The organism is Streptomyces microflavus, from assembly GCF_014650075.1.
In the GTDB taxonomy this organism is placed as follows: Bacteria; Actinomycetota; Actinomycetes; order Streptomycetales; family Streptomycetaceae; genus Streptomyces; species Streptomyces microflavus.
The window spans coordinates 362,319-388,426 of sequence record NZ_BMUG01000010.1 but is presented as its reverse complement, the minus strand read 5'-3'; the positions used below and the strand labels follow the sequence as shown (position 1 = coordinate 388,426).

At 72.4% G+C, this 26,108-nt stretch carries 19 protein-coding genes; 8 read left to right on the top strand and 11 right to left on the bottom strand.

Features of this window, described 5'->3' with window-relative positions:
• Positions 1 to 134 precede the first annotated feature (134 nt).
• The 4 genes from IE264_RS28665 to IE264_RS28650 form a co-directional block, all read right to left on the bottom strand.
• Positions 135 to 1,271: an SIS domain-containing protein gene (locus IE264_RS28665; RefSeq protein ID WP_032761015.1), complete on the bottom strand. Its 1,137-nt coding sequence runs from the start codon at positions 1,269 to 1,271 to the stop codon at positions 135 to 137.
• A 176-nt stretch (positions 1,272 to 1,447) separates the two neighbouring features.
• Complete coding sequence (locus IE264_RS28660; protein WP_015608932.1) at positions 1,448 to 1,630, bottom strand: Trm112 family protein; 183 nt, start codon at positions 1,628 to 1,630, stop codon at positions 1,448 to 1,450.
• A 408-nt stretch (positions 1,631 to 2,038) separates the two neighbouring features.
• Complete coding sequence (locus tag IE264_RS28655) at positions 2,039 to 3,406, bottom strand: phosphomannomutase/phosphoglucomutase (RefSeq protein ID WP_032757330.1); 1,368 nt, start codon at positions 3,404 to 3,406, stop codon at positions 2,039 to 2,041.
• 55 nt (positions 3,407 to 3,461) lie between these two features.
• Positions 3,462 to 3,839, bottom strand: a complete 378-nt coding sequence (locus tag IE264_RS28650; protein ID WP_015608934.1) for a DUF3499 domain-containing protein — start codon at positions 3,837 to 3,839, stop codon at positions 3,462 to 3,464.
• Between the two features lie 454 nt (positions 3,840 to 4,293).
• Here IE264_RS28650 and IE264_RS28645 point away from each other — a divergent pair, with 454 nt between their 5' ends.
• Complete coding sequence (locus IE264_RS28645) at positions 4,294 to 4,653, top strand: metallopeptidase family protein (protein ID WP_015608935.1); 360 nt, start codon at positions 4,294 to 4,296, stop codon at positions 4,651 to 4,653.
• Positions 4,654 to 4,738: 85 nt separating this feature from the next.
• On the opposite strand, the gene IE264_RS28640 is transcribed toward IE264_RS28645, so the two are convergent.
• The 3 genes from IE264_RS28640 to IE264_RS28630 form a co-directional block, all read right to left on the bottom strand.
• A complete protein-coding gene (locus IE264_RS28640) occupies positions 4,739 to 6,307 on the bottom strand; it encodes a DUF5719 family protein (protein WP_015608936.1) in 1,569 nt (522 codons plus the stop codon).
• Positions 6,304 to 10,341, bottom strand: coding sequence for a glycosyltransferase (locus IE264_RS28635; protein ID WP_032757328.1), 4,038 nt, complete (start codon positions 10,339 to 10,341; stop codon positions 6,304 to 6,306). The genes IE264_RS28640 and IE264_RS28635 overlap by 4 nt, the downstream gene beginning before the upstream one ends.
• Before the next feature lie 410 nt (positions 10,342 to 10,751).
• Entirely contained in the window at positions 10,752 to 11,015 is a 264-nt protein-coding gene (locus tag IE264_RS28630; RefSeq protein ID WP_014046372.1) for a WhiB family transcriptional regulator, read from the bottom strand.
• 693 nt (positions 11,016 to 11,708) lie between these two features.
• Between IE264_RS28630 and IE264_RS28625 the strand changes: the two genes are divergently transcribed.
• From IE264_RS28625 to IE264_RS28615, 3 genes are read left to right on the top strand one after another with little or no spacing between them, the layout of a single operon-like run.
• Positions 11,709 to 12,209, top strand: a complete 501-nt coding sequence (locus IE264_RS28625; protein WP_015608938.1) for a cysteine dioxygenase — start codon at positions 11,709 to 11,711, stop codon at positions 12,207 to 12,209.
• A 13-nt stretch (positions 12,210 to 12,222) separates the two neighbouring features.
• Positions 12,223 to 13,179 carry a 2-phospho-L-lactate transferase gene (cofD, locus tag IE264_RS28620; protein ID WP_032757326.1) on the top strand — a complete coding sequence of 319 codons (957 nt, stop codon included), beginning with the start codon at positions 12,223 to 12,225 and terminating at the stop codon, positions 13,177 to 13,179.
• Positions 13,176 to 14,525, top strand: a complete 1,350-nt coding sequence (locus tag IE264_RS28615; protein WP_078657465.1) for a coenzyme F420-0:L-glutamate ligase — start codon at positions 13,176 to 13,178, stop codon at positions 14,523 to 14,525. The genes cofD and IE264_RS28615 overlap by 4 nt, the downstream gene beginning before the upstream one ends.
• Positions 14,526 to 14,730: 205 nt before the next feature.
• On the opposite strand, the gene IE264_RS28610 is transcribed toward IE264_RS28615, so the two are convergent.
• From IE264_RS28610 to IE264_RS28600, 3 genes are all read right to left on the bottom strand, one after another.
• Positions 14,731 to 15,825: a DNA-3-methyladenine glycosylase family protein gene (locus IE264_RS28610; protein ID WP_032757325.1), complete on the bottom strand. Its 1,095-nt coding sequence runs from the start codon at positions 15,823 to 15,825 to the stop codon at positions 14,731 to 14,733.
• Between the two features lie 63 nt (positions 15,826 to 15,888).
• Complete coding sequence (gene manB / locus IE264_RS28605) at positions 15,889 to 16,980, bottom strand: mannose-1-phosphate guanylyltransferase (protein ID WP_032757323.1); 1,092 nt, start codon at positions 16,978 to 16,980, stop codon at positions 15,889 to 15,891.
• An 81-nt stretch (positions 16,981 to 17,061) separates the two neighbouring features.
• Positions 17,062 to 18,564 (bottom strand): peptidoglycan recognition protein family protein, encoded by a 1,503-nt coding sequence (locus IE264_RS28600; protein WP_032757321.1) that lies wholly within the window; start codon positions 18,562 to 18,564, stop codon positions 17,062 to 17,064.
• Positions 18,565 to 18,701: 137 nt separating this feature from the next.
• Between IE264_RS28600 and IE264_RS28595 the strand changes: the two genes are divergently transcribed.
• The 4 genes from IE264_RS28595 to IE264_RS28580 all read left to right on the top strand — a co-directional run bounded on the left by IE264_RS28595 (position 18,702) and on the right by IE264_RS28580 (position 24,867).
• Positions 18,702 to 19,454, top strand: a complete 753-nt coding sequence (locus tag IE264_RS28595) for a TIGR03089 family protein (protein ID WP_032757319.1) — start codon at positions 18,702 to 18,704, stop codon at positions 19,452 to 19,454.
• 229 nt (positions 19,455 to 19,683) lie between these two features.
• A complete protein-coding gene (locus tag IE264_RS28590) occupies positions 19,684 to 21,156 on the top strand; it encodes an LCP family protein (RefSeq protein ID WP_229887816.1) in 1,473 nt (490 codons plus the stop codon).
• 224 nt (positions 21,157 to 21,380) lie between these two features.
• Positions 21,381 to 23,105, top strand: coding sequence for an LCP family protein (locus tag IE264_RS28585; protein ID WP_015608946.1), 1,725 nt, complete (start codon positions 21,381 to 21,383; stop codon positions 23,103 to 23,105).
• Between the two features lie 37 nt (positions 23,106 to 23,142).
• Positions 23,143 to 24,867, top strand: a complete 1,725-nt coding sequence (locus IE264_RS28580) for an LCP family protein (RefSeq protein WP_190167721.1) — start codon at positions 23,143 to 23,145, stop codon at positions 24,865 to 24,867.
• Between the two features lie 98 nt (positions 24,868 to 24,965).
• On the opposite strand, the gene IE264_RS28575 is transcribed toward IE264_RS28580, so the two are convergent.
• Positions 24,966 to 25,994 (bottom strand): glycosyltransferase family 2 protein, encoded by a 1,029-nt coding sequence (locus IE264_RS28575; RefSeq protein WP_032757317.1) that lies wholly within the window; start codon positions 25,992 to 25,994, stop codon positions 24,966 to 24,968.
• Between the last annotated feature and the right edge of the window lie 114 nt (positions 25,995 to 26,108).

The window sequence follows — 26,108 nt, the reverse complement described above, 5'->3', positions numbered from 1 at the left end:
CGGGATGAGGTGGGGCGGGAGGGGTGCGTGTGCCACCAGGGGGATCAGTGGTGCGTGAGGTCCTGGCGTCCGTGGGGTGGCCGGAGGGTGAGGGGCGGGTGGCCTCGCGCCGGGGGATGCGTCTGGCGTGGGTGTCAGGGCTGGGGGGCCGAGGCCAACGACAGGTAGACCGCCGCGAAGTCCGTGATCGCGAGCAGTTCGGCGAGGGTCTCCAGCGCGCTGCCCTCCTCCGGTTCCAGTTCGCTGACCGGTGTGTCGTGGCCGAGTGCCAGCTCGCGGGCCGCCGGGTAGGCGCTGAGGCCGCCCGTGGGGCGGTCCCGGAGCAGGACGACCCTGGCTCTCAGCGTTTCTCCTTCGTCGACCCGGTCGCGGAAGAAGTCGTCGGGGTCGGCTCCGGCCGCGAAATCCCCGGCGAGGAGGGTGCCGTGCGAGGGCAGCGCCTCGGGCAGTTCCGCGGCCAGGGCGGGGCGGCCGGCGAGCTCGGACAGTACGGCGGCGAAGCGGCGGCCGACCGGGCCTGCGGCAGCGCCCTCCGTCCACAGCAGCGGCAGGCTGTCCGCGAGTTCGGCGGCGAGCGTCTTGGCCGGGTTGCTGTACGTGGCGATGGCCGGGCCGCAGCGTTCCGCGGTGCGGTCCAGGCGGTCGGCCACCTTCTGCAGCTCCTCGGCGGGCGCCGTCACCAGGCCCACCCGGTCGAGCAGCGCCAGCAGCGGGGTGAGCAGGGCCCACAGGGTGCCGGGGCCGGCGGCGGAGGTCTCCGCGTCGTACTCGCCGTGCGGGGCGGCCGCCATCGGGACGACCAGGCCGTGCACCCCGTCGACCGCCTCGCGCAGCGGGGAGCGGGTGGGGGCGACGGCGACCACGGTGCAGCCGCGGCGGTACGCCTGCTCGGCGAGGAGGGCCAGGCCGGGCTCCGAGCCGTCGGCGGTCACGATGAGGAGGAGGTCCACGGAGCCGGCCCAGCCGGGCAGCGTCCAGCGCAGGGCGCCCGGGGCGGGGGCGACGCCCGTGGGGTGGATCCGGGTCACGGGGGCTGCCGCGCCCGCCAGCGCGCCGATCAGGTCGGCGACGCCGGATGCGGCGGTGCCGGGGCCGGCGACGAGGACGGCGCGGGGGCGGCCCTCCGGGTTCAGGCCGCCGATGCCGGCCTCGGCGGCGTGCCGGGTGGCGGTACGGACCCGGGCACCTGCCTCGGCGGCGCCGCGGAGCAGGTCGCGGCGGTCGGCCCTGGCCAGGGCTTCCGGGGCGTCGAGCAAGGACTCGTCGAGCATGGCGGTGGGCCTCCGATCACCGGGCGGGGGTGCGGGGTGCGGGTGCGGGGGTCGGTGGCGGGGGTGCCGGGGCGGGTACGGGGGTGGGGTGCGGGGGCCCTGTGCCGGGGTGCGCCCTGTCCGGTCCGGTCCGGCGGTGCCGCGCGGGGACGTGCCCGTACGCGCTTCGCTCGCGGTCAGGCGGGGCGGCGGGCCTCGTCGACGAGCAGGACCGGGATGCCGTCGCGGACCGGGTAGGCCAGGCCGCAGTCGGCGCCGGTGCAGACCAGCTCCGGGCTGTCGGCCGCGGTGCGGTCGTCGAGCGGGGAGTGACAGGCCGGGCAGGCCAGGATCTCCAGGAGGCCGGCTTCGAGCGGCATGGGGTGGGTCCCTTCGAGCGGTGCGATTTCTGATTCACGTGGATCAGGCGTCGTCAGCCTACCGCTGGGGGGACGGGGGCGCGGCCCGGCCGGGGGTGGGGATCGGGGGATGGGGCGGTGGGGGGGTGGGGGTGGCCGTTGGGTGGGTGGCGCGCGGCGGGGGCAGGGGGCCGGGGCCAGGTGGCGGTGGTGGCAGGGGGGTGGGGGCGCCTGCGGCGGGCCTTTCCCCTACCCGCCCCTTCCCGAAACCGGGGCTCCGCCCCGGACCCCGCTCCTCAAACGCCGGAGGGGCTGGAATGGCGGGGCCCGGGAGTGAGGGGAACGGGGTGGGGTGGAGGCGGAGCCTAGAGGGGGCAGGCAGGGTCCGGTGGCCCGGCCCCAGGCTGAAATCTCGGAGCAGCCCCGCCCTCAGCTCCTGATCAGGCCCAGCACCTCGTCCCGTACCGCCTCCATCGTCGCCCCGTCCCTCGCCTCCACGTTCAGGCGCAGCAGCGGTTCCGTGTTCGAGGCCCGGAGGTTGAACCACCAGTCCGTGGACGTGACCGTCAGGCCGTCCAGGTCGTCGAAGGTGATGTCGTCGCGGTTGCCGTAGGCCGCCCTGATCGTGGCCAGGCTGGCGGTCTGGTCGGCGACCGTGGAGTTGATCTCGCCGGAGCCGGCGTAGCGGTCGTAGGCGGCGACGAGTTCCGACAGGGGGCCGGGCTGGCCGCCGAGTGCGGCGAGGACGTGGAGGGCGGCGAGCATGCCCGTGTCGGCGTTCCAGAAGTCGCGGAAGTAGTAGTGCGCCGAGTGCTCTCCGCCGAAGATCGCGCCGTGCTCCGCCATCTCCGTCTTGATGAAGGAGTGGCCGACCCGGGTGCGGACCGGCGTGCCGCCGTTCTCGCGGACCACCTCGGGGACCGACCAGGAGGTGATCAGGTTGTGGATGACGATGCCCTTGCCGCCGTTGCGGGCCAGTTCGCGGGCGGCGACGAGGGCGGTGATCGCGGAGGGGGAGACTCCCGCACCCCGTTCGTCGACGACGAAGCAGCGGTCCGCGTCGCCGTCGAAGGCGAGGCCGAGGTCGGCGCCCTCGGCGAGGACGCGGGCCTGGAGGTCGACGATGTTCTTCGGGTCGAGGGGGTTGGCCTCGTGGTTGGGGAACGTGCCGTCCAGGTCGAAGTAGAGGGGGACCACGTCGAGCGGGAGGCCCTCGAAGACCGTGGGGACCGTGTGGCCGCCCATGCCGTTGCCCGCGTCGACCACGACCTTCAGGGGGCGGATGGATGTGAGGTCGACCAGGGCCAGGAGGTGGGACGCGTAATCGGTGAGGGTGTCCCGTTCCGTGATCGTGCCGGGGGTGGCGGACGCGGGGGGCTGCGGGGCGCCTTCCGACCACTGTTCCACCAGCGTGCGGATCTCCCTCAGGCCCGTGTCCTGGCCCACCGGCGCCGCCCCCGCCCGGCACATCTTGATGCCGTTGTACTGCGCGGGGTTGTGCGAGGCCGTGAACATCGCGCCCGGCAGGTCCAGCGCCCCGGACGCGTAGTACAGCTGGTCCGTCGAGCAGAGGCCGATGAGCGTGACGTCCGCGCCCCGGGCCGCCGCGCCCCGGGCGAAGGCACCGGACAACCCCGGCGACGTGGGGCGCATGTCGTGGCCGATCACGATCGCGTCGGCTGCCGTGACCTGGACGAACGCGGCTCCGAACAGTTCGGCCAGCGACTCGTCCCACTGGTCGGGCACCACGCCACGCACGTCGTACGCCTTCACGAGCTGCGACAGATCAGCAACCACGGCCGGTCCTCCTGGTGTTTACGGAGGGCCCAACGTAATGCCTTAAGAGTCGGTCTCAGGAGTCGGGGGAGCGCAGCACCCTCAGGTGGCCCCGGCGGGCGACTTCCACCGGGTCCGCGGAGCGCGGGCCCCTGCCCCCGCCGTCCGGGCCCCGGTCGTGCGGACGGGCCGCTTCCCGTACCGCGTTGGCCAGCGCTTCGAGATCGTCACCGCTCGGGTGCGCCGGTGCGGAGCCGTCGGAGAGGCGCACGACCTCCCAGCCGCGTGGCGCGGTCAGCCGCTCACTGTGCTCGGCACAGAGGTCGTAGCAGTGGGGCTCGGCGTAGGTGGCGAGCGGGCCGAGGACCGCAGTCGAGTCGGCATAGACGTACGTCAGTGTCGCGACGGCAGGGCGGCCGCACGCGGTGCGCGAACAGCGACGTACAGGGCTCACGATGTTGGACGGTACCGCACTCTTGAGCGGGCTGCGACGACTCTCCCCCGGCTCCCCCCACCGTGTCGCCCTGTGCTTCTGGCCCCACCCCCGCCACCGGCAACCGTCCTGACCTGCGTCTCGACGGGAGGGCGCTGTGCGCCGTGGGGCTCCGGCGGTTGTGCGCCGGGGCGGATACCCGCGTCCCGCACCCCGTCGATGATCGGATCAGGGGCCTGAAACGGGCTCAACCTTGGCCTGAATGTTCAACTACGGACAGGGGGGTGGACGGCCTGGTGGGCGGCCTGGTGGACAGCCCTTGTGTTCCGGGCGGGGGAACCCTTCACCGGCCGTGTCCTCGGCACGATCAGGCCGTCCCGGGGAGCGTTACGCTGCGTCGGTGATGGACAGCTCCGTACCTCCCCCCCACCCGTTCGAGCCGCGGCCCCGGCGCCGCGACCGTCATGGCCGCGGTATGCGGGGGCCGGTCGCGCCACCTCAGGTGCCGCTGTCGGCCAGCCGGGGCGAGGTCTTCCGTGATCTGGTCCAGGACTCGGTGGAGCGGCTGGAGCGGCGCTGGCCCCAGCTGGCCGAGGTCGACTTCGTCGTCCTGGACGTGCCCGGCGACCTGGAGGAGAGCGTTCCGCTCGGCACCGCCGTACCGGCGGCCAAGGGGCGGCCCGCACAGATCGTCGTCTACCGGCGGCCCGTCGAGATCCGCAGCAAGAACCGCGACGAACGGGCCCTCCTGGTCCACGAGGTCGTCGTCGAGCAGGTAGCCGAGCTGCTGGGGCTGGCCCCGGAGTCCGTCGACCCGCGGTACGGGCAGGACTAGGCCGCCGGCCCCGTGCCGGTGACGCCGCCCGTAGCCCCGTGATGCCGGCCGTAGCGGTGTGCCGGCAGTGGCCCGACGGGCCCGTTCAGTCGTCCAGTACCGACAGGTCCTGTCGCGCCGACGGCACCACGACCGTGCCCCCGTCGTCCGGCAGCGTCTGGATCGTGAACATCTGGACGCCGCCCTCCGGCAGGACCAGCGCCCGTGACGCGTGCACCGGGCCGCCCGACACCGTCTCGACGGTCAGCGCGTACGCGCCCTTCAGGCCGGCCGGGGGCTTCGGGGTGATCGCCGTCGTCGTACCGGCCTTGACGGTGTACGTCTCCACGGCCGGTTCGCCGCCGCCGCTCCCCGCCGACGTGGTGACCTTCACCTTCGCCGTGGCGGCCGGGGCCGCCAGGGAGAGCGTGGAGCCCTTGGCCCGGTTGTCGGTGACGCTCGCCCGGGCGCCCACCGGTCCGGTGGCCGGGATGTAGGCGATCTCCTGCTTGGCGCCGGTGCCCCGGACCACGCGCAGGGCGGCCACGATCGGGGTCGCCCGGTTCTTCTCCACGGGGGTCAGGCGCAGCGAGCCCGGTTCGCCCCGGGTGATGTCCTTCAGATCGATCGTCGCGGTCATCCCGGACTTGATGTGGAGGGTGTCGTTCCCCGCCGGGGCGAACGTCGTGTTCTTCCCCATCAGCTGGACCTTCACGTCCGCGTCGTTCTCGCCGGGCGCGAACGCCACCAGCTGTACGGAGGTGGCGTCGGCCGGGATGCCGGGCATCACCAGGGTTCCGGAGGGGTCCGCCGCGGCCGTGAGCCAGTCGGCGCCCGAGCCGTCGTCGGCGGTCAGGACGACCCCGCCGACCCGGCCGGAGCGGGTGGTGACGTGGGCCGTCAGGTCGTTGACGGCCTCGTCGGTGAGGGTGGAGAGCAGGAGGGCGACGCTGGAGCGGGCGGGCACGGTGATGCCGTCGCCGACCTCGGACGTGACCGCTCCCTTGGCGCCGAACAGCTCGATGTCGGCCACGGCCGCGCTGTCGTCGGGGTTGGTCAGGTGGACGTAGTCCTGGCGCGAGCGCGCGGTGCTGACGCCCGGGAACCAGAAGTCCGTGTCGGGGGCGGTGCAGCTGACCCCGAGGAGGCCCCGGGCGCCGCCCGCGGTGACCGTGGTGGTCTGCTGGGCGGCCCAGCCGGGGGCGAGTCTGCCGGTGGCCGTGCCGACGAGGGCCGGGGCGGCGGAGCCGTCCGCCTCGGCGAGGACCGGCGTTCCGGGCTCCTTCACGGCGAGGACCGGCTTGTCCGCCTGGGCCTTCGCCTTCTTCGCGGCCTCCTCGGCCTTCTTGATCTTCTTCGGGTCGGTCTCGACCTCGTCGTCGTCGAGGACCGGCAGGGCCGGCTTCAGCTCGGCGGTGCCTTCCGCGCCCTCGCCCTTCGCGCCCCCGCCCTTCGCGGTCTCGCTTCCGGGCGGGGTGTACGAGGTGTACTGCGTCTCCGCGAGGTCGGAGGTGCTGGGCGCCGGGCAGACCAGGCTGGAGCGTTCGACCGGCAGAGAGGAGGCGGATCCGGCCTCCGCGGCGGCCGGTCCTCCGGGGGCGTTCAGCGTGGCGAAGCCGGTGATGGCGGCCAGGGCGACGGTGCCCGCGATGAGGGACAGGTGGGTGGACTTCACTCGGACTCGCCTCGCGATGCGTTACGGGTCTGCCACGGGGTCTCGCCCGGGGCGGGGATGTCGGGCTGCTCGCCGTTCTCGCCGTTCCCGGCGTTCTCGGCGGGGTGCCGGTCGGGGGCGGCGTACGGGGGCTGCTCGCCGGTGTACCGGCCGTACTGGTCGTACTGGCTCTGCCGGCCCTGTTGCTCGTACTGGCCCTGCTGGTCGTACTGGCCGGGGCTGTACTGGCCGTCGCCCTCGCCGCCGTACTGCTGCTGTTGCTGTTGCTGCTGTCCGTACGGGTCCTGGGGGCCGTAGCCGCCCTGGTCCGGGTAGGCGGAGGAGTAGCCGGTGTTCTGCTGGGTGTACGGGTCCTGCTGGTACGCGGCGTAGTCGCCCTGCTGGTACGGGGCTGCGGCCTGCTGGTCGGCGGCCTGGTACTGCCGGCCGTCCCACTCCCCGTAACCCTGCTGCTGCGGGAGCGCCGCGTAGCCGCCCGTGGTGTCCTGCGGGTCGTAGCCGGGCTGCGGGGCGTAGCCGCCGTTCTCGGCGTACGGGTCGGTGCTCTGCTGGTCGGGGATGTACTCCCCCGAGCCCGGAACCGAACCCGGAACCGGACCCGGAACCGGAACCGGACCGGCCTCTTCCGCCTGGGCTGTCGCCGGGGCGGACGGCGGTGCCGCCGGAGGTGCGGCGGGCGGCGGTGGCGGGAAGTCGCCGGGGGCGTCGGCCGGGTAGCCGTCCTCGGTCGTCCCGGCCGCCTCGGCGGCCATCGCCTCCGCCTCGGCCGCGGCGCGGAGCCTGCGGGCGCGGCGGCCGTCGCCGTCGGCCGCGTCCGCCGCGACGGCGAGCGCCTCCTCGGGCAGGTCGTCGTCGATCTCCCGGCGGCGGCCGGGCAGGGCCATGACCACCAGGACCAGGGCGAGCGCGCCCTGCGCCCAGAGCCAGACGGTGTGGGTGAACGGGGCGTCGTAGGTGAGGTCCAGGCGGCCGCCGCCCGCGGGCAGTTCGAAGCCCTGGGCCCAGCCGTCGACGGTCACGCGGGTCAGCGGCTTTCCGTCGATCGTGGCCTGCCAGCCCGGTGCGGCCTCGTCGGCGATCCGCAGGATGCGGCCCTCGTCGCCCGCCGGGATCTTGGAGTGGGCCTCGACGGGCCCGGAGCCGACCGGAACGCGCTCGCCCTCACCGCCGGCCGGGACCACCATCACGCGGGCCACCTGCCGGTCCACCCGCCACAGGGCGCTGCCGTCCAGCTGGCTGAGGCGGCTGATGCCGGGGGTCGTGTCGAGGACCCGGCTCATCTGGCGCGGTGCCCCGTCGCGTACGAGGACGTAACGGATGGCGAAGTTGCCGAGCTGGCCGCCCTGGTCGGCGCCGGAGCCCGCGACCAGGTTGGCGACGACCTTGTCGAGCTGGCTGTTGCTGCCCGCCGCCTCGGTCAGTTCGCCGTCGCCGAGGCGCGCGCCGGAGCCGCGGACCAGGCTGTACGAGACGGACTCGGGCGAGGTGCCGCCGAGGACCAGGGTGCGTGCCTGGTCGCGGGTCGAGCTCTCCTCGGCCACGAACGCGGGCACCTGTACGGGGTCGCGGCGCTCCAGGGGGCCGTCCGCCCCGCCGACCATCCAGCCGAAGGCGGCGAGGACGGGGGCGAGGCCGGCGGCCAGGGCGATCAGGGCGGCGACGGGCTGGCGCCAGCCGAAGCTCTGCTCGGCGACCCGGATCCGGGCTCCGTCGGCGCCGACGAGTGCGGCGGCGATCAGGGCGGCGCCGTAGACGAGGGTGGCGGGTCCGGCCCAGGTCGAGCCGTTGGCGAGTGCCGCGAAGAGCAGGCCGACGAGGGCGGTGGCCCAGGCCGTGCGGACGGCGAACTGGCGCTCGCCGCGCAGCAGGGCCGCGAGGGCCGCCAGCACGATGCCGAGCAGCAGGAGGCCGCCCGCCGCGTTGGGGCCTCCGGGGCTGATCCCGAGCAGGTCGAGCGCCGAAGCCGTCCCCGTACCGATGTCCAGGCCGGCTTCCCGCAGGAACGCGGACGGGTCGGTGAGGAGCGTGAGCGACCACGGGGCCAGAGCCAGCATCGGGGTGCCGACGGCGGCGAGGAAGCGGAGCCCGTACGCCGTGATGTCGTGGCGGCGCAGCGCGAGCACGCCGAGGCCGAGCACCACGGCGAGCGGCCAGACGATGGGGGTGAACGCGGTGGTGACGGTGAGGAGCAGGGCGTACGCCCAGGTCGCGCGCCAGCTGCCGCGCGCCGCGTCCGCGCCGGGGCCGTTGCGGAGACCGTGGGCGGCGACGGCGGCGCGGGCGATCAGCGGGAGCAGGACGAGCAGGACGGCGGTGCCGAGGCGGCCGGTGGCCAGGGCGCCGGTCGCGGCGGGCAGGAAGGCGTACGCGATGCTCGCCCAGGCCCGCAGCAGCCGCGAGGGGAGCAGCGGCCGGGAGGCGAAGTACGCGGTGAGCCCGGCCAGCGGGACCGAGCAGACCAGGATCGCGGCGACGGCGAAGCCGGTGGAGCCCAGGAAGAGGGCCGCCAGGGCGGCGAGCAGCGCCAGGTAGGGCGGGGCGGTCTCGGTGGAGCCGGTGGAGATGGTGTGCCAGGCGTCCGCGTACCGGCCCCAGAGCTCTCCGGCCTCCGCGGGGGCGGGCAGCAGGGCGCCGCCCGCCAGGGAGCCGCCGGTGAGCAGGTTGCGGCAGGCGATGAGGGAGACCACGAGCAGCAGGACGAAGAGGACGGGGCCGGGCTTGCGGCCGATCCGCTTGAGCCGCGCGAACTGGTCGACTTCGAGGAAGTCCGCGTCGTCGCCGCCGGGGCCGGACTCGACGGCGCCGTGCCGTGAACCGCCCGATTCGGCCTCGCCCCGGCCGCCGAAGTTGCCCGCGACCTGGTCGACGGTGGCCCGGACGGTGGCGCCCGGCGGCGGGAAGAGCGCGCGCAGTTCGGCCGCGTCGACCACGCCCTTTCCGCGGGCGCGGCGGGCGGCGAGGATGCGGCCGGGCCGCAGCAGGGTGCCCAGGAGGCCGGTGACCTCGTCGAGCGCCTGTCCCGGGACCTTGCCGACGAGGTAGGCGAGCGTACGGAGCAGGGTGCCGACGACGAGCCGGAGCAGGACCCAGGGCAGGGCTTTGGCGCGTGCGTTGACGAGCATCGTGTAGACCGCGCCCGCCTTGTCGACGCGGTGCGGGCCGACGACCGAGCGGCCGGCGCAGTCGATGGGGCGGCGCTCGCGGGCGGATGCCTCGGCGTGGCGCAGGACGGCGTCCGGGGCGACGAGGACCCGGTGCCCGGCGAGGTGGGCGCGCCAGCACAGGTCGACGTCGTCACGCATCAGGGGGAGGCTGCGGTCGAAGCCGCCGAGCTCCTCGTAGACGTCGCGGCGGATGAGCATGCCGGCGGAGGAGACGGAGAGGACGGTGCGGACCTGGTCGTGCTGGCCCTGGTCCTGCTCGCGGCGGTCCAGGCCGGTCCAGCGGCGGCCGCTGTTGGCGATGGAGACGCCGACTTCGAGGAGCTGCTTGCGGTCGTACCAGCCGCGCAGCTTGGGCCCGACGATCGTGGCGTGCTTGTCGGTGTCCACGACGCGCAGCATCTCGGCGAGCGCGTCCGGTTCGGGCGCGCAGTCGTCGTGGAGCAGCCAGAGCCACTGGACCGGTTCGCCGTGCGGCAGTTCCGGCAGGTCGTAGTTCTCGTCGACCCAGGCCCGGGTGACGGGGTCCCAGCCGCCGGGGCGCTTGAGGTAGGGCAGGTCGTCGGGGGTCAGTGGCCCGGCGGTGCGGACCGCCTCGTCGACGGCGGTGCCGAAGCTCGTACGGCGGGCGAGGTGCAGGACGCGGTCGCCGCCGAGCGCCTCGGTGACCAGCCGGGCGGAGTCGTCGGCGCTGCCGGTGTCGGCGGCGACGACGTTCTGTACGGGGCGTTCCTGCCCGAGCAGCCCGGCCAGCACGTCGGGCAGCCAGCGCGCTCCGTCGTGGGAGACGAGCACGGCGGTGACGACGTGCCGGGGGAACTCTGGGGCGGCGGCGGCCGCGTTCGGCGCCGCCGAGTGGCTGTGCACGGACATCGAGGTACGGGCCCTCCGGCCGGGTCCGGGGGCGTATCCCCGGGGGCTGCATCGGTGTACACGCGCGCCCCGGCGGGGCGTTGGCGCATCTCGGACGGGGCCCCACACTAACGGTACGGATACCTGGCGGTGGCCCCGAGCGGGTGAAGGGGCGGGGAAGGCCGGGGTGGGAGGGTGCGGGGCCCGACGCGCAGAGGGTGCGGGGCCGGGCGCACGACGGTCGTGGACATGCCGACGGCCCGGCGTCCGCTCCCCCCGGGAGGGGGCGATGGACGACGGGCCGTCGGTGCGTGCGCCTGGTCCTTGAGGAGCCCTGCTCGGGAAAGGGCTGCCGGGGACGCGCGGGGAGGTAGTCGGGTGGGGGAAGTGCGGGGGGTGTCCCTGCGGTCGGCAGGGCACCTGTGGATCGCCTAGATCGCTGCCTTCTTGAGGCGCCGTCGTTCTCTCTCGGAGAGCCCGCCCCAGATGCCGAAGCGTTCGTCATTGGCCAGGGCGTACTCAAGGCATTCCGAACGCACCTCACAGGCGAGACAGACCTTCTTGGCCTCGCGGGTGGATCCGCCCTTCTCAGGAAAGAAGGACTCGGGATCGGTCTGGGCGCACAGTGCGCGCTCCTGCCAGCCGAGTTCCTCGTCCGCGTCCTCGACCAGCAGTTGCTGGAACAGCTCGGTCATGTGCGCCCCTCGTCTGTCTCTTGCGTCCCGTGATGCGGCCGTTACTGATTGCGGCCGAACGACACGAGTGAAATTACAAGTGTGTATCTCCAAGCCAGTCAAGCGAGGATCTGCTATTGGCCCAGGGATTCACTCTGCGGAACCAAGCGTATGCGGAAAGTGTTGAAATCACCAAAAACCTGACATATGCCACCGGCGCCGCCCCTGATGCGTCTTCTCCTGATCAAGACGATCAGGCGCGCCCTTACGTTGCGATTCGATCACTGTAGCGACCAAGATCACAGTCAGGTCACGGACCCTCAGCCGCGTTTAAGGGTGCGGATGATGCGCCATGTCTCCGCGCTTACAGGTGAACAAACCTTTCTCCTCGCGCGACAACCGGAAGGGGTGAAACATTGCCCCCATATCGGTCATCGGGTTGACAGGGAGCGATTCAGCCGGTCTCCTTGATCTCATGTCAGCGATCGCAGCGATGCACGTCACCCACGTCCGTGGGTTCCGCAGCGCTGTCCAGGCCCGCTGTTGCTGTTCCAGCTGTCACAGCTGTTGATGCCGTAGTGCTCCAGCTCTGAGTCCAGCTTCTTGCTCTTTCCTCCTGCTTTTCCGGCTTCCCCGTAGCTCTGCCGCGGCTGCCGATGCTTCAAGCGACTCCCCCGCACGTGCACCCCCCATGCCGAGGAACCACCGCACCCCATGAACAGCGACAGCGACCTTCAGATCGCCGGCGACATCCTTGAGGTCCAGCACCTCCTGCAGCCCGCCCGCGAGCATCCCTCCACCGTCTCCGAGTTCGTCGGCCTCGCCCGCTCCATCGCGGCCGACCGTGCGCGCTGGGCCGGACTCGTCCGGTACGACACCACCACCCGCTGGTACCACCGGCTCCAGACGGGGCCCGGCTACGAGGTGTGGCTCCTCAGCTGGGTGCCCGGACAGGGCAGCGGGCGCCACGACCACGGCCGCTCCGCCGGGGTACTGACGGTCCTGGAGGGCGAGTTGACCGAGCACACCGAGCGCGGGAGCCAGTCGCTCGGTGCCGGGACGCAGCGCGCCTTCGCCCCCGGTTACGTCCACGAAGTGGTCAACGACTCGCTCGAACCGGCCGTCAGTCTGCACATCTACTACCCGGGTCTGACCGAGATGCCGATGCACGCCGCGCAATGCGCCCCGACGGCCGTGGATGTCGTACCCGCCTGACAAACTGCTGTGCATGCGCATTGTTGTTCTGGCCGGCGGTATCGGTGGTGCTCGTTTTCTGCGTGGCCTCAAGCAGGCCGCGCCCGAGGCGGACATCACGGTCATCGGCAACACGGGTGATGACATCCATCTGTTCGGGCTGAAGGTCTGCCCCGACCTCGACACCGTGATGTACACCCTCGGCGGTGGCATCAACGAGGAGCAGGGCTGGGGGCGGACCGACGAGACCTTCCAGGTCAAGGACGAGCTCGCGGCGTACGGGGTGGGGCCCGGGTGGTTCGGTCTCGGCGACCGCGACTTCGCGACCCACATCGTCCGTACGCAGATGCTCGGCGCGGGCTATCCGCTCAGCGCGGTCACCGAGGCGCTCTGCGCCCGCTGGCAGCCGGGGGTGCGGCTGCTGCCGATGTCCGACGACCGGGTCGAGACACACGTCGCCGTCGAGATGGACGGCGAGAGCAAGGCCATCCACTTCCAGGAGTACTGGGTGAAGCTGCGCGCCTCCGTCGAGGCGCAGGCGATCGTGCCGGTCGGGGCGGAGCAGGCGAAGCCGGCGCCGGGTGTGCTGGAGGCCATCGGCGCCGCCGATGTCATCGTCTTCCCGCCGTCGAACCCGGTGGTCTCCATCGGCACCATCCTCGCCGTGCCCGGTATCCGGGAGGCGATCGCCGAGGCCGGAGTGCCGGTCGTCGGCCTCTCCCCCATCGTCGGGGACGCGCCCGTGCGGGGTATGGCGGACAAGGTGCTCGCCGCGGTGGGCGTCGAGTCGACGGCCGCGGCCGTGGCCCAGCACTACGGGTCGGGGCTGCTCGACGGGTGGCTGGTCGACACGGTGGACGCCGGTACGGTCGGCGAGGTCGAGGCCGCGGGGATCCGCTGCCTGGCGGTGCCCCTGATGATGACGGACGTGGACGCCACCGCCGAGATGGCCCGCCAGGCGCTGGATCTGGCCGAGGAGGTGCGGGCGTGAGCGGTGTCGGCAGTGCTGATGTCGAGGGGGGCGGCTCCGCGCCTTCCTTCCGGGTGTGGGCCCTGGGCGGGATCCCCGAGGTGCGCGCCGGTGACGATCTCGCCAAGCTGATCGCCGGGGCCGAGCCGGGGCTGGTCGACGGTGACGTCCTGCTCGTCACCTCGAAGATCGTTTCCAAGGCCGAGGGCCGGATCGTCGAGGCCGCCGACCGCGAGGCCGCCATCGACGCGGAGACCGTACGGGTCGTGGCGCGGCGCGGCACGCTGCGGATCGTGGAGAACCGGCAGGGGCTGGTGATGGCCGCCGCCGGGGTCGACGCGTCGAACACCCCGGCCGGGACCGTGCTCCTGCTGCCCGAGGACCCCGACGCCTCCGCCCGGGCGATCCGGGACGGGCTGCGGGACACCCTCGGCGTGGAGATCGGCGTCGTCGTCACGGACACCTTCGGGCGGCCCTGGCGCAACGGGCTGACCGATGTCGCGATCGGGGCGGCCGGGGTGCGGGCGCTGGACGATCTGCGCGGCGGGACGGACGCGTACGGCAATCCGCTCAGCGCCACGGTCGTGGCGACGGCGGACGAGCTGGCCGCCGCCGGGGACCTGGTCAAGGGCAAGGCCGCGGGGTTGCCGGTCGCCGTGGTGCGGGGGTTGCCGCATGTGGTCTCCCCCGGTGCTGAGGACGAGGACGACCCGGGTGCCCGTGCGCTGGTGCGGGGCGCGGCCGATGACATGTTCCGGCTGGGGACGTCCGAGGCCGTGCGGGAAGCGGTGACCCTGCGGCGGACGGTGCGCGAGTTCAGTGACGAGCCGGTGGATCCGGGGGCGGTGCGGCGGGCGGTGGCGGCCGCCGTCACCGCTCCGGCGCCGCACCACACGACGCCCTGGCGGTTCGTGCTGCTGGAGTCCGCCGAGTCGCGGACCCGGCTGCTCGACGCGATGCGGGACGCCTGGATCGAGGATCTGCGGCGTGACGGCAAGAGCGAGGAGTCGATCGCGAAGCGGGTGCGGCGCGGGGATGTGCTGCGCAACGCGCCGTATCTGGCGGTGCCGTGCCTGGTGATGGACGGCTCCCATACGTACGGGGACGTGCGGCGGGACACGGCGGAGCGGGAGATGTTCGTGGTCGCGGCGGGGGCCGGCGTGCAGAACTTCCTGGTGGCGCTGGCGGGTGAGCGGTTGGGGTCGGCGTGGGTGTCCTCGACGATGTTCTGCCGGTCGGTGGTGCGGGAGGTGTTGGCGCTGCCGGAGTCGTGGGATCCGTTGGGGGCGGTGGCTGTGGGGCATGCGGTGGGGGTGGCTCGGGAGCGGGCTGTTCGGGATGCGGAGGACTTTCTCACCGTGCGGTGAGGTGGGGGCGTGCGGGGGGGGTGGGGCCGCTGCGCGGGGCCTCTCCCCTACCCGCCCCTTCCCGAAACCGGGGCTCTGCCCCGGACCCCTTCTGTCCTCAAGCGCCGGACGGGCTGAGGTTTCGGGGCTCTGCCCCGGACCCCGCTCCTCAAACGCCGGAGGGGCTGGGTGAGCGAACCCCGCAGGGGCTGGAATGGGGGGTGTTTTACAGCGCTGCGATGTTTCCCGGTGTCATCCTCGGGCCCCTGCGCTCCGGGATTCGGCCCGAGAGCAGGATCAAGCGCGTTGCCCTGTGACGCTGGCCCTCGTACGGGGTCAGCAGGGTCAGCATCTCCTCGTCGTCCGCGTGGCGGTTGTCCGCCAGGGCGTGGCCCACGATGCCCGGCAGGTGGTAGTCGCCCACCGTGACCGCGTCGGGGGCGCCGTTGGAGCGCTGGAGGGTTTCGGCGGAGGTCCAGGGGCCGATGCCGGGGATCAGTTCCAGGCGGGCCGTCGCCCGGGGAAGCTCCATCGCCGACGCCTCCTCCAGCCTGGGCGCCACCCGTACCGCCCGCATGATCGTCGACGAGCGCTTGGTGTCGACGCCCGCCTTGTGCCACTCCCAGGACGGGATCATCGCCCAGGTCCGCGCGTCCGGCATCACATGGAGGCCCAGTGCGGCCGTCGGGCCGGGGGCCGGGGTGCCGTAGCGGCGGACCAGGAGGCGCCAGGCGCGGTACGCCTCGTCCGTGGTGACCTTCTGTTCCAGGATCGACGGGATCAGCGACTCCATGACCAGGCCCGTGCGCAGCAGCCGCAGCCCGGGGCGGCGGTGCCGGGCCACGGCGAGCAGGCGGTGGTGCGGGGTGAACGCGTCCGGGTCGTCGTCGGCCCCCAGGAGGGCGGGCAGGCAGGCCAGCAGCCACTCCGCCCCGGGGCCCCATGCCTGTGCCCCGACGCGGTCGCCGCGCGCCGCCACCCTCAGGGTGCCGGGGCCCTCCGGCGTGCGGGTGGCCCGCCAGAACGTGCCGTCCGGCGCCATCCGGAACGTGGGGTCGGCCGGGCCCCGGCGCAGCGGGCCGAGGACCAGACGCAGGTCCAACGGGCCGGGCGGGGTCCACTCCCGGGTCAGCGGGCGCTCATCGCCCCGCACGGGAGCCCCGTCGCCGCGCGCGAGCCCCTCGCCACCGCGTGCGAGCCCCTCTTCGCCGCGCGCAGGCCCCTCTTCGCCGCGCGCGAACCCCTTCTCGCGCCGCACAACCTGAGCTGCCTGGTGCGGCAGCGTCGGGCGCGCGGTGCGGGGGGCGAATCGTCCTGCCACGGGTGGGGCCTCAGGGGGTTCTGGTGCTGGAAGTGTCCTCTTGAGGGTACGGGCCGAGCCGCCCTACTGGTCCGAGGAGAAGCGGATCGAGGCGTCCGGGAGGACCGCGCCGCACCAGATCCGCACCCCGTCCCGCAGCTCGTTGTCCGCGCCCACCTGGGCGCCGTCCCCGATCACCGCGCCGTTCAGCACCGTACGGCTGCCGATCCTCGCGCCCGCCCCGATGAGCGAGTCCGTGATGACCGCGCCCGCCTCGACGACCGCGCCGGCCAGGACCGTCGAGCCGTCGATCCGTGCGCCCGCTCCGATCACCGCACCGGCCCCGACCACCGTGCCACCGGTGAGCTTGGCGTCGGCGGCCACCGTGGCCGTCTCCAGGACCAGGCGGTCGCCGCAGCGGCCCGGGACGGCCGGGGAGGGGGCGCGGCCCATGACCAGGTCGGCGGAGCCGCGTACGAAGGCCTGCGGGGTGCCCAGGTCCAGCCAGTAGGTGGAGTCGACCATGCCCTGGAGGTGGGCTCCGGAGGCGAGCAGTCCGGGGAAGGTCTCGCGCTCGACGGAGACCGGGCGGCCCTCGGGGATGGTGTCGATGACCGAGCGCCGGAAGATGTACGCCCCGGCGTTGATCTGGTCGGTGACGATCTCCTCGGGCGTCTGCGGCTTCTCCAGGAAGGCCGTGACCCGGCCCGTCGCGTCCGTCGGTACGAGACCGAAGGCGCGCGGATCCTCCACCCGGGTCAGGTGGAGCGAGACGTCCGCCCCGGAGTCGTTGTGCGAGGTGACCAGGGCCCGGATGTCCAGCCCGGTCAGGATGTCACCGTTGAAGATCAGGACGGGCTCGTCCGGGCCCGACGACAGCTTGGCCGCCACATTGCGTATCGCGCCGCCGGTGCCGAGCGGTTCCTGCTCGGTGACGTACTCGATGTGCAGGCCGAGCGAGGAACCGTCGCCGAAGTGCGGCTCGAAGACCTCGGCCAGGTACGACGTGGCGAGCACGATGTGCTCGACCCCGGCCGCCCTGGCCCGCGCCAGCTGGTGGGTCAGGAAGGGGACCCCCGCCGCCGGGACCATCGGCTTCGGGGTGTGCACCGTGAGCGGGCGCAGCCGGGTGCCTTTGCCACCGACCAGGAGGATCGCTTCTTTTGCCTCTGTCACAGCACCGTCTCTGCTTCCTGCTGGGGCCTGGCCTGGGTATATGGCTGGCCAGTCTAAGCAGACCGGTCCGACATGAACCGGTCAGCGGCCCTGCAGTTTGGCGGAGCTTGTCCGGGCCGTGCCGAGCTTCTTGTAGAGACGCGCTCCGGGGCATTCGGTTGCGAACCCGTCCCGATGGCCCGAGATCACGTTCATCTTGACCTTCACGCCCTTCCTGTACTTGTTGCTGCCGCCCGAGACGAGCGTCACCTTCCCCTTGGGGTTGGCGCCGAACAGACCGAGCTTCCAGGCCGTGAGTTTGGAGACGGCGGTCACGGCGGCGGCGGGCGGGTTGGTGGACCCGTAGGAGCCGAGCACCGCGATGCCCATCGTGTTGGTGTTGAAGCCCAGGGTGTGCGCTCCGAGGACCGCCTTGGTGACGCCTCCGGCCCGGCCCTCGTAGATGTTTCCGCACTTGTCGACGGCGAAGTTGTAGCCGAAGTCGCGCCAGCCGCTGCTCTTGACGTGGTAGCGGTAGATGCTGCGCAGCACCGAAGGGGCCTGCTTGCAGGTGTAGTTGTTGCCGGTCGCGCTGTGGTGCACGAAGGCCGCCTTGACGGACTTCGTGTACCCGAAGTTCCGCTCCCGGAGCTTCTCGTCGGCGCCCCAGCCCTTGCGCGTGACGATCTTCGGCCGCGGACCGATGTACGGCTTCGCCCCGGGTGCCAGGTTCACCGACTCCACCGTCTCGGCCTGGGTGAGGGCGGGGATGACGGTCGCGCCGAGCTCCGCGACTTCCGCGTTGACCGCCGAGGCCGCAGCGATCTCGGCCGTCAGGACCTCCGGCAGTGCGGCGGTCGGCGGGGTGTCCGCGAAGACCGCGGGGACGGCCGCCCGGTTGGCGGGGGCGCCCCGGGCGGGCTCCGGCGCCGGGTCCTCGCCGGGGTCGACGAGCTCCAGGCGCATCCCCTCCGGCAGCGGTACGGGGGTGGCCGCGCGGTCCTGGGAGCCCGGGGACTCCGGGGTGGCCGGGGACTCCGGACGTACGCGTACCTCCACGCCGTCCGAGTCGCCGACCCAGAGCGGGGCCGTCGCGCCCCGCACCGTACGGCCCTCGCGCTCCGCGCTGCCGAGGTCGGCGGCGTGGTCCGCGTTGTGCGTCTCGACGTCCTGCCAGTCGGACCAGCGCGTGGTGCCGGTGGCCCGGGTCCGGACCTGGACCGTGCCGTGCAGCTCGGCCTCGGCGTCGTCCCAGACCACGCCCACCAGGGAGAAGGGGCGGGCGTCGCGCTGGGGCAGGCCATGGACCGTCGGTGCTCCCGCGACCCGGTTCGAGGGGACGGCGAGGGGCGCCAGGGGCAGCGACTGCGTGGAGCCGGCCGGTTCGGCGGCGGACTTCGCGGCGCGGGGCTCGGCTCCATCGGGGGCGGTGGTGCCGGAGGTGTCGGTGGTGCCGGAGGTGTCCGTACGTGGCTCGGTGGTGAGGGAAGGTGGCCGGGCCGAGGCGGAGGAGAGGGCAGGGGCGGACGACGCGGGGGCGGCGAGCGGCAGGGTGAGTGCCGCCGCGCAGGTGACGCCGACTGAGGTGACCAGTAGTGCACGCATACGCATGATCCTGGCCATAGCAGGGCAAGTCCGGCTACCCGGGCAGAGGCCCGTACCTGACGCCGGGTCTGCCGAACCGGTGTACGTGACACCCGTTCAGCCCGCCCCGCACAGCGTCCCCGCGTACTCTTGCGCGGATGAACTCCAGCGACCGAACCGCCGCCGACCTGCTGCGATCCGCCCTCGCCGCGGACCCGGCCCGCCCCCTGGTCACCTTCTACGACGACGCCACCGGAGAACGCGTCGAACTGTCGGTGGCCACCTTCGCCAATTGGGTGGCCAAGACCGCCAATCTGCTCCAGAGCGACCTCGCCGCCGAGCCCGGCGACCGGCTCGCCCTGCTCCTCCCCGCGCACTGGCAGTCCGCGGTCTGGCTGCTCGCCTGCTCCTCGGTCGGCGTCGTCGCCGACATCCAGGGTGACCCGGCCGCCGCCGACCTCGTGGTGAGCGGGCCGGACACGCTGGAGCGGGCCCGGACCTGCCGGGGCGAGCGGGTCGCGCTGGCCCTGCGTCCGCTGGGCGGCCGGTTCCCACAGCCGCCCGAGGGCTTCTCCGACTACGCGGTGGAGGTGCCGAGCCAGGGCGACCGCTTCGCCCCGTTCGCCCCGGTGGACCCCGGGGCTCCCGCGCTGGCGGTGGGCGGGGTCGAGCTGACCGGTACGCAACTCGTCGCCAAGGCCCGTGAGGACGCCGACGCGCTCGGGCTCGTACCGGGGTCCCGGCTGCTGACCGGGCACTCGTACGACACCTGGGAGGGGCTGAGCGCCGGGCTCTTCGCGCCGCTGGCCGCCGGAGGTTCCGTGGTCCTCTGCCGCCACCTCGGGCAGCTCGACGCGGAGGGCCTGGCGAAGCGGGTCGAGAGCGAGCGGGTCACCGGCACGGCGGTGTGAGTCACCCGCACTGCCGGGGAAGCGGCCAACAGTGCGGTATGACAAGCGCCCTGAGGTGCACTCGTCCGGCCCACAGCGGGCCGAGCCCCCGATAGCGATCGTCAACGGGGGTAGATGATCGGCGGTACAGACCACTCTCTGGCAGTGCACAACCAAGCGTGAGGTTCAGCCGTCTACTCCTGCGACCGGCGGCCCATCGCGCCGCCGACCGTGAAGGATGGACGCAGACGTGACCGACAGTGCTGGCACGCCGGCCGACCCGGACCACCCGGCCGGGGACTCGCCGCAGGGCAGGTCGCAGGAAGAGCCCGCACCCGAGGGCGGAGCGCCTGAGGACAGAGCGTCTGAGGGCGGAGCATCTGAGGGCGGAGCGCCTGAGGACGGAGCGCCTCGGGGCGGGGCCCCGGACGCCGACACCCCGGACAGCGAGGCCCCGGATGCCGACGCCCCTCAGGACTCCGGCACCCCACAGGGCGCAGGCGCCGCCGGTGTGCAGACCTGGGCCGATCATCCCAAGGACGGTTCCGCGTCCCGGCGGAAGCGCCCCTGGCTGCGCTGGGCCGCCCTCGCCGCGTCGTTCCTCGTGCTGGTCTCCGCGGGGGCGGGCTGGTGGCTGTACAAGAAGCTCGACGGCAACATCACCACCGACACCAGCGCCGCCGCCGAGCTGAAGGTGTACGAGAAGGAGCGGCCCACCCCGGTCGTCATGGATGCCCAGAACATCCTGCTCATCGGGTCGGACAGCCGGGCCGGGGAGAACAGTGAGTACGGCCGTGACGACGGCGGCAGCCAGCGCTCCGACACCACGATCCTGCTGCACCTCGCGGCGGACCGGAAGAGCGCGACCGCGGTGTCCCTGCCGCGCGATCTGATGGTGGAGATCCCCAGCTGCCGCACCGGGGACGACAAGGAGACCCGCAAGCGGTTCGCCCAGTTCAACTCCGCGTTCGAGCTCGGCGGCACCGCCTGCACGATCCGCACGGTGGAGCGGATGACCGGCATCCGTATCGACCACCACATGGTCGTCGACTTCAACGGGTTCAAGGAGATGGTCGACGCCGTGGACGGGGTCGAGATCTGCCTGCCTAAGCCGATCGACGACAAGGACGCGCACCTCGACCTCCCCGCCGGGCGGCAGACGCTGAACGGCGAGGAGGCGCTCGGTTACGTACGGGCGCGCAAGACCCTCGGCGACGGCAGCGACACCGAACGGATGGAGCGCCAGCAGCAGTTCCTCGGCGCCCTGGTGAACAAGATGCAGAGCAACGGCGTCCTGCTCAACCCGACGCGGCTCTACCCGGTCCTGGACGCGGCGACCAAGTCGCTGACGACCGACCCGGGGCTCGACTCGCTGCGGGACCTGTACGACCTGGTGCGGAGCATGCGGGACGTGCCGACCGAGCAGGTGCAGTTCCTGACCGTGCCGAGGCAGCCGTACCGCCTGGACCGGAACCGGGACGAACTCGTCGAACCGGACGCGGGCGAGCTGTTCAAGCAACTGCGCGAGGACAAGCCCGTGGCCGTGGTTCCGGCGGACGAACTCAAGGACGCCGAGAAGGACGGCGGGGGGAACGGCGGGGGGAACGGCGAGGGTGACGGCGGCGGTGACGACGGAAAGCCGGACGGTACCGGCTCCGAAAGTCCGACCCCGACACCCACCTATTCGGGGTCGAGCGCTGCGGACGACCTGTGTGAGCAGTAAAGCAATTGCCAAGACAGAGAAGGCAATCGACGCATAATGGGAAGAATGCCCGGTTGTAAGGAGCGTGGTGTAGGTCACGCACGTCGCTCCTTTTCTGACCGGGCGGATAGTGTGACGCGATCCGGTGCTTCCGGCCGTCAGGTCGTGCACTGCTGGAGCGAAGAAACGAGCGCCTTGCCGGGGGAGGGCGCCTCGCGTGGCACCGACGGAGGACTCAAGCAACCGTGGATGCGCAAAGCCGTGGGCGGGCGGACGATATCGACCCCGCAGACCAGTGGGTACTCAACCCGCACACCGGCAATTACGAACTGCGACTGGACCAATCCGCAGGGGAGTCGCCGGTCGCCGCGCGTACCACCACCGCGGAGGATTCCGGCCGCCGGCGAACCGGCTCCCCCGACGGCCCGCGCCGCGAGGTGCCCGGCCAGCGCAGCCGCCGGGCCTCCCAGAGCGGCGGGCGCGGCGCGGAGGCCACGGCCACCGCGGGACGCCGTAAGCGCAAGTCCCCCAAGGCCCGCCGGAAGAAGGCGCTGATGTGGACGGGCGGGGTGACGGCGTTCCTCGTCGTCTCCGCCTCGCTCGGCGCGTACCTCCTCTACGAGCGGTTCAACGGCAACATCGACACCGTCGACATCGGCGACGCGGGCAACAAGGACGTCCTCAGCGACGGCCCGATGAACATCCTGATCATCGGCACCGACAAGCGCACCGGCAAGGGCAACGAGGGGTACGGCGACAAGGGCAGCGAGGGCCACGCCGACACGAACATCCTGTTCCATGTCTCCGAGGACCGCACCAACGCGACGGCGATGAGCATCCCGCGCGACCTGATGACGGACATCCCGGACTGCGAGACGAAGCAGCCGGACGGGTCGGAGAAGGTCATCCCGGGCACCCCGAACGTCCGCTTCAACGTCAGCCTCGGCCAGGAGGGCCGCGACCCCGGCTGCACGATGAGGACGGTCGAGGCGATCACCGGCGTCAAGCCCGACCACTTCATGATGGTCGACTTCAACGCGGTCAAGGAGCTGACGACGGCGGTCGGCGGCGTGAAGGTCTGCATGGCCAAGCCGATCGACGACCCGAAGTCCCATCTGAAGCTCCCCAAGGGAGAGTCCCGCGTCGAGGGCGAGGAAGCCCTCGCCCTGCTGCGCACCCGGCACAGCTTCGGCAACGAGAGCGACCTCGACCGGATCAAGGTGCAGCAGCAGTTCCTCGGCTCGATGATCCGGGAGATGAAGTCGAGCGACACCCTGACCAACCCCACGAAGCTGTTCAAGCTGGCGGACGCGGCGACCAACGCCCTCACGGTCGACCAGGGCATCGGCAGCGCGAAGAAGCTGATGACGCTTGCCCAGGAGATCGGCAAGGTCGACACCAAGAACATCACCTTCGTCACGATGCCGGTCATAGACAATCCGGCCGAGCCGACCCCCATCACCGTGGTCGTGGCCCCGCAGAAGGGTGAACAGCTCTTCGCGATGATGCGCTCCGACACCTCGCTGACCGAGGTGAAGCAGAAGGAGAAGGCCGCCAAGAGCAAGCAGGCGGCCCTGCTCAAGGGCCCGAAGGCCGCGCCCGCCGACGTACGTGTGGATGTCCTCAACGGCGGTGAGATCCCGGGCGCCGCGGGTGCGACCGTCACCTGGCTCCAGAACGAACAGGGGGTGCTGAAGTCCACCAACAAGGCCAACGCCCCCGAGAAGATCAAGAAGACGACGCTGGCCTACGCGCCCAACCAGGCCGACCAGGCCCGCGCGCTCGCCGAGATGATGGGCCTGCCCGCCACGGCCATGAAGCCGGGCACCGCCGACGCCGAAGGGCTGCAGGCGATGGTGCTGACGCTGGGGGCGGACTTCAAGGGCGCGGGCATACCCATCACCGGACCGGCGAAGGCGCCGGAGGACATCCAGCGGGCAAGCGCCGACAAGGCGGTATGCGCACAGTGACACCGGGTCACCGCGTCGCAGCGGAAATCTGAACAGCATGGGGGGTCCGGTGGGACGGAGCAGTACGTCTGGGGAGGGGACACGGTCACGCGTCCAGCACGCGGACCGGGACGGCGGGGACGAAGGCAGGTACGGGGACGGGGACACCCGCGAGAGCGGTGACGGCAGCGGCAGCGGTACGGAGGGGAAGGCGGCCGCCCAAGGACCGGGGCGGCGGTCCGGGCCGCGGGGCAGAAGCAGCCGGGGCCGGAGCGGCCGGAGCAGTCGCCGCGCCCCGAAGAACGGCAAACGGCGCGTACTCCGCTGGGTCTCCTCCGTACTCGCCCTGCTCATACTCGGCGCCGGTGGGGCCGGCTACCTCTACTACGAGCACCTCAACGGCAACATCAAGAAGGAGGATCTGACCCTCGGCGACAAGCAGATGGCCGACCACAAGGCCAACGCCGCCGGTCAGACCCCGCTCAACATCCTGCTCATCGGCTCCGACGCCCGGGACTCCAAGGCGAACCAGAAGCTGGGCGGAGCGAAGGAGACCTTCGGCTCCCCGCCGCTCGCCGATGTGCAGATGCTGCTCCACCTCTCCGCGGACCGCTCCAACCTCTCCGTGGTCAGCATGCCGCGCGACACCATGCTCAAGATGCCCAAGTGCACGGCCCCGGACGGCGAGGTCTTCCCTGCCAGCACCCAGGACGTGCAGACCAACCAGAGCCTGCGCCGCGGTGGTCCGGGCTGCACGGTGGCCGCCTGGTACGAGCTGACCGGCATCCGGATCGACCACTTCATGATGATCGACTTCGCCGGTGTGGTCTCGATGGCCGACGCGATCGGCGGCGTCCCGGTCTGCGTGGACGCCAACATCCTCTCGCGCGGCGCCAACGGCCGCGGCGGCTCCGGGCTGAAGCTGGAGGAGGGCACCACGTACGTCAAGGGCGAGCAGGCCCTCCAGTGGCTGCGCACCCGCTACGGCTTCGAGGACGGCAGCGACCTCGCGCGGGCCAAGGCCCAGCACCAGTACATGAACTCGATGGTGCGGGAGTTGCGCAAGGGCACCAAGCTCACCGACCCGGGCAAGCTGATGAACCTGGCCGAGGCCGCGACCACCGCGCTGACGGTCGACAAGGGCCTCGACACGGTCAAGAAGCTCTACGACCTGGCCGAGGAGCTGAAGAAGGTCCCGACGAAGCGCATCACGATGTCGACCATGCCGAACGTGTACGGCACCGGGACGAACGACGGCCGGGTCTACCCGAAGGCGGGCGACGCGGAGCAGCTGTTCCGGATGGTCCGCGAGGACGTGCCGCTCGACGGCAAGGCGTCCAAGCGGAAGCCGGTGGAGCCGAAGGACCCGTCCGCTCCGATCGGCGAGATCGCCGTCGCCGTACGGAACGCGACCGCCACCGACGCGCTCGGCCCGGTCTCGGGGCGGGCGGGTGACGTGGAGAAGCTGCTCAAGGAGGCGGGCTTCGCGAAGGCCACCGTCGACGCCGGGAACGTGGCGGGGGCGGCGCGGACCGGGGTCCTGTATCCGAGCGCGGAGCTGGAGGGCGACGCGCAGGCGGTCGCCAAGGCGCTCGGCATCCCGGTCTCGCAGGTGAAGAGGTCGACCGACGTCTCGGGCATCTCGCTCGCCGTGGGCGCCGACTGGCGCGACGAGGGGGTCTACCCCGTCTCCAAGGGCACGGAGAAGACCCCGGATTCGGCGGGGGCCCAGAACGGCGAGGAGAAGGGCTGTATGAAGGTCAACCCGCAGTACACGTGGTGACGTGTGCCGTGACCCCGTAACAGGTCGTACGAAGGACGAAGGGCCCCACCGGTCAGCGGTGGGGCCCTCTTCTACGACTACGACCGGGTCCGAATGGGTCAGACGGTCTCGCTGCTGCTCGCCAGCGACGGGCGGCGGCTCGCGATGACCCGCTTCGCCAGGGAGCGCGGGCTGGTGAGGAAGCCGAAGCCCCAGCACATGTGCATGGTCGCCAGCGCCACCGGGATCTGCGCGCGGGCCTTCAGCGGGAGCCCCTTGCCGGCGGGCAGCGACCCGGCGACGATCGCTGCCAGGTACCCGCCGGGGACGAGAAGCGCCCAGGGGGTGACGGCGGCGCCCACCACCAGGCCCGCCGCGATGGCGACGACGGCGGTCGGCGGGGCGAGGTAGCGCAGGTTGATGGAGCCGGAGTGGTAGCGGGCGACGACGTGACGCCAGCGGCCGTAGTCCTTGTACTGCTTGGCGAGCGCCTTCACCGAGGGGCGCGGGCGGTACTGGACCTTCAGCTCGGGCGAGAACCAGATCAGCCCGCCGGCCTCGCGGATCCGGAAGTTCAGCTCCCAGTCCTGGGCGCGGATGAACTCCACGTTGTAGCCCTCGGCCCGCTCCAGCGCCTCACGCCGGAAGACGCCCAGGTACACGGTCTCGGCCGGGCCCGCCTGGCCGCCGGTGTGGAAGGCCGCGTTGCCGACGCCGATCTTCGAGGTCATCGCGGCGGCGACGGCGTCCTCCCAGGCGTTCTCGCCCTCGGCGTGCATGATGCCGCCGACGTTCTGCGCGCCGGTCTCCTCCAGGAGGCGGACGGCGGTCGCGATGTAGTTCGGGGAGAGCATGCCGTGGCCGTCGACGCGTACGACGACGGGGTGGCGGGAGGCCTTGATCGCCGCGTTGAGGGCGGCGGGGGTGCGGCCGGTGGGGTTCGGGACCGTGTGGACCCGGGGGTCCTCGGCGACCAGCTCGGCCGCGATCTCGTCCGTGCGGTCGGCGGAGGGGCCGAGCGCGATCACGACCTCCATCTCACCGGCGTACTCCTGCTCCAGGATGTGCCGGACCGAGTTCCTGAGATGGCGTTCCTCGTTGAGCACCGGCATGATCACGGAGACGGCGGGGTACTGCGCGGCAGACATGTGGTCCTCAGGGGGTCCTCGGGGGCGCCAGGGGTTCCGCGCCCAGGGGGCGGGCACCCCGGGAGGCGGCGTGATTCGGCCGCCACGTTACCGCGAATGGGGGACACCGGTGCG

What these genes read in the sequence shown, in the direction of transcription:
- IE264_RS28665 (WP_032761015.1), bottom strand. Translation starts at nt 1,271, where the DNA reads ATGCTCGACGAGTCCTTGCTCGACGCCCCGGAAGCCCTGGCCAGGGCC.
- IE264_RS28660 (WP_015608932.1), bottom strand. Translation starts at nt 1,630, where the DNA reads ATGCCGCTCGAAGCCGGCCTCCTGGAGATCCTGGCCTGCCCGGCCTGT.
- IE264_RS28645 (WP_015608935.1), top strand. Translation starts at nt 4,294, where the DNA reads ATGCGGGGGCCGGTCGCGCCACCTCAGGTGCCGCTGTCGGCCAGCCGG.
- IE264_RS28635 (WP_032757328.1), bottom strand. Translation starts at nt 10,341, where the DNA reads ATGTCCGTGCACAGCCACTCGGCGGCGCCGAACGCGGCCGCCGCCGCC.
- IE264_RS28630 (WP_014046372.1), bottom strand. Translation starts at nt 11,015, where the DNA reads ATGACCGAGCTGTTCCAGCAACTGCTGGTCGAGGACGCGGACGAGGAA.
- IE264_RS28625 (WP_015608938.1), top strand. Translation starts at nt 11,709, where the DNA reads ATGAACAGCGACAGCGACCTTCAGATCGCCGGCGACATCCTTGAGGTC.
- cofD (WP_032757326.1), top strand. Translation starts at nt 12,223, where the DNA reads ATGCGCATTGTTGTTCTGGCCGGCGGTATCGGTGGTGCTCGTTTTCTG.
- IE264_RS28600 (WP_032757321.1), bottom strand. Translation starts at nt 18,564, where the DNA reads ATGCGTGCACTACTGGTCACCTCAGTCGGCGTCACCTGCGCGGCGGCA.
- IE264_RS28595 (WP_032757319.1), top strand. Translation starts at nt 18,702, where the DNA reads ATGAACTCCAGCGACCGAACCGCCGCCGACCTGCTGCGATCCGCCCTC.
- IE264_RS28580 (WP_190167721.1), top strand. Translation starts at nt 23,143, where the DNA reads ATGGGGGGTCCGGTGGGACGGAGCAGTACGTCTGGGGAGGGGACACGG.
- IE264_RS28575 (WP_032757317.1), bottom strand. Translation starts at nt 25,994, where the DNA reads ATGTCTGCCGCGCAGTACCCCGCCGTCTCCGTGATCATGCCGGTGCTC.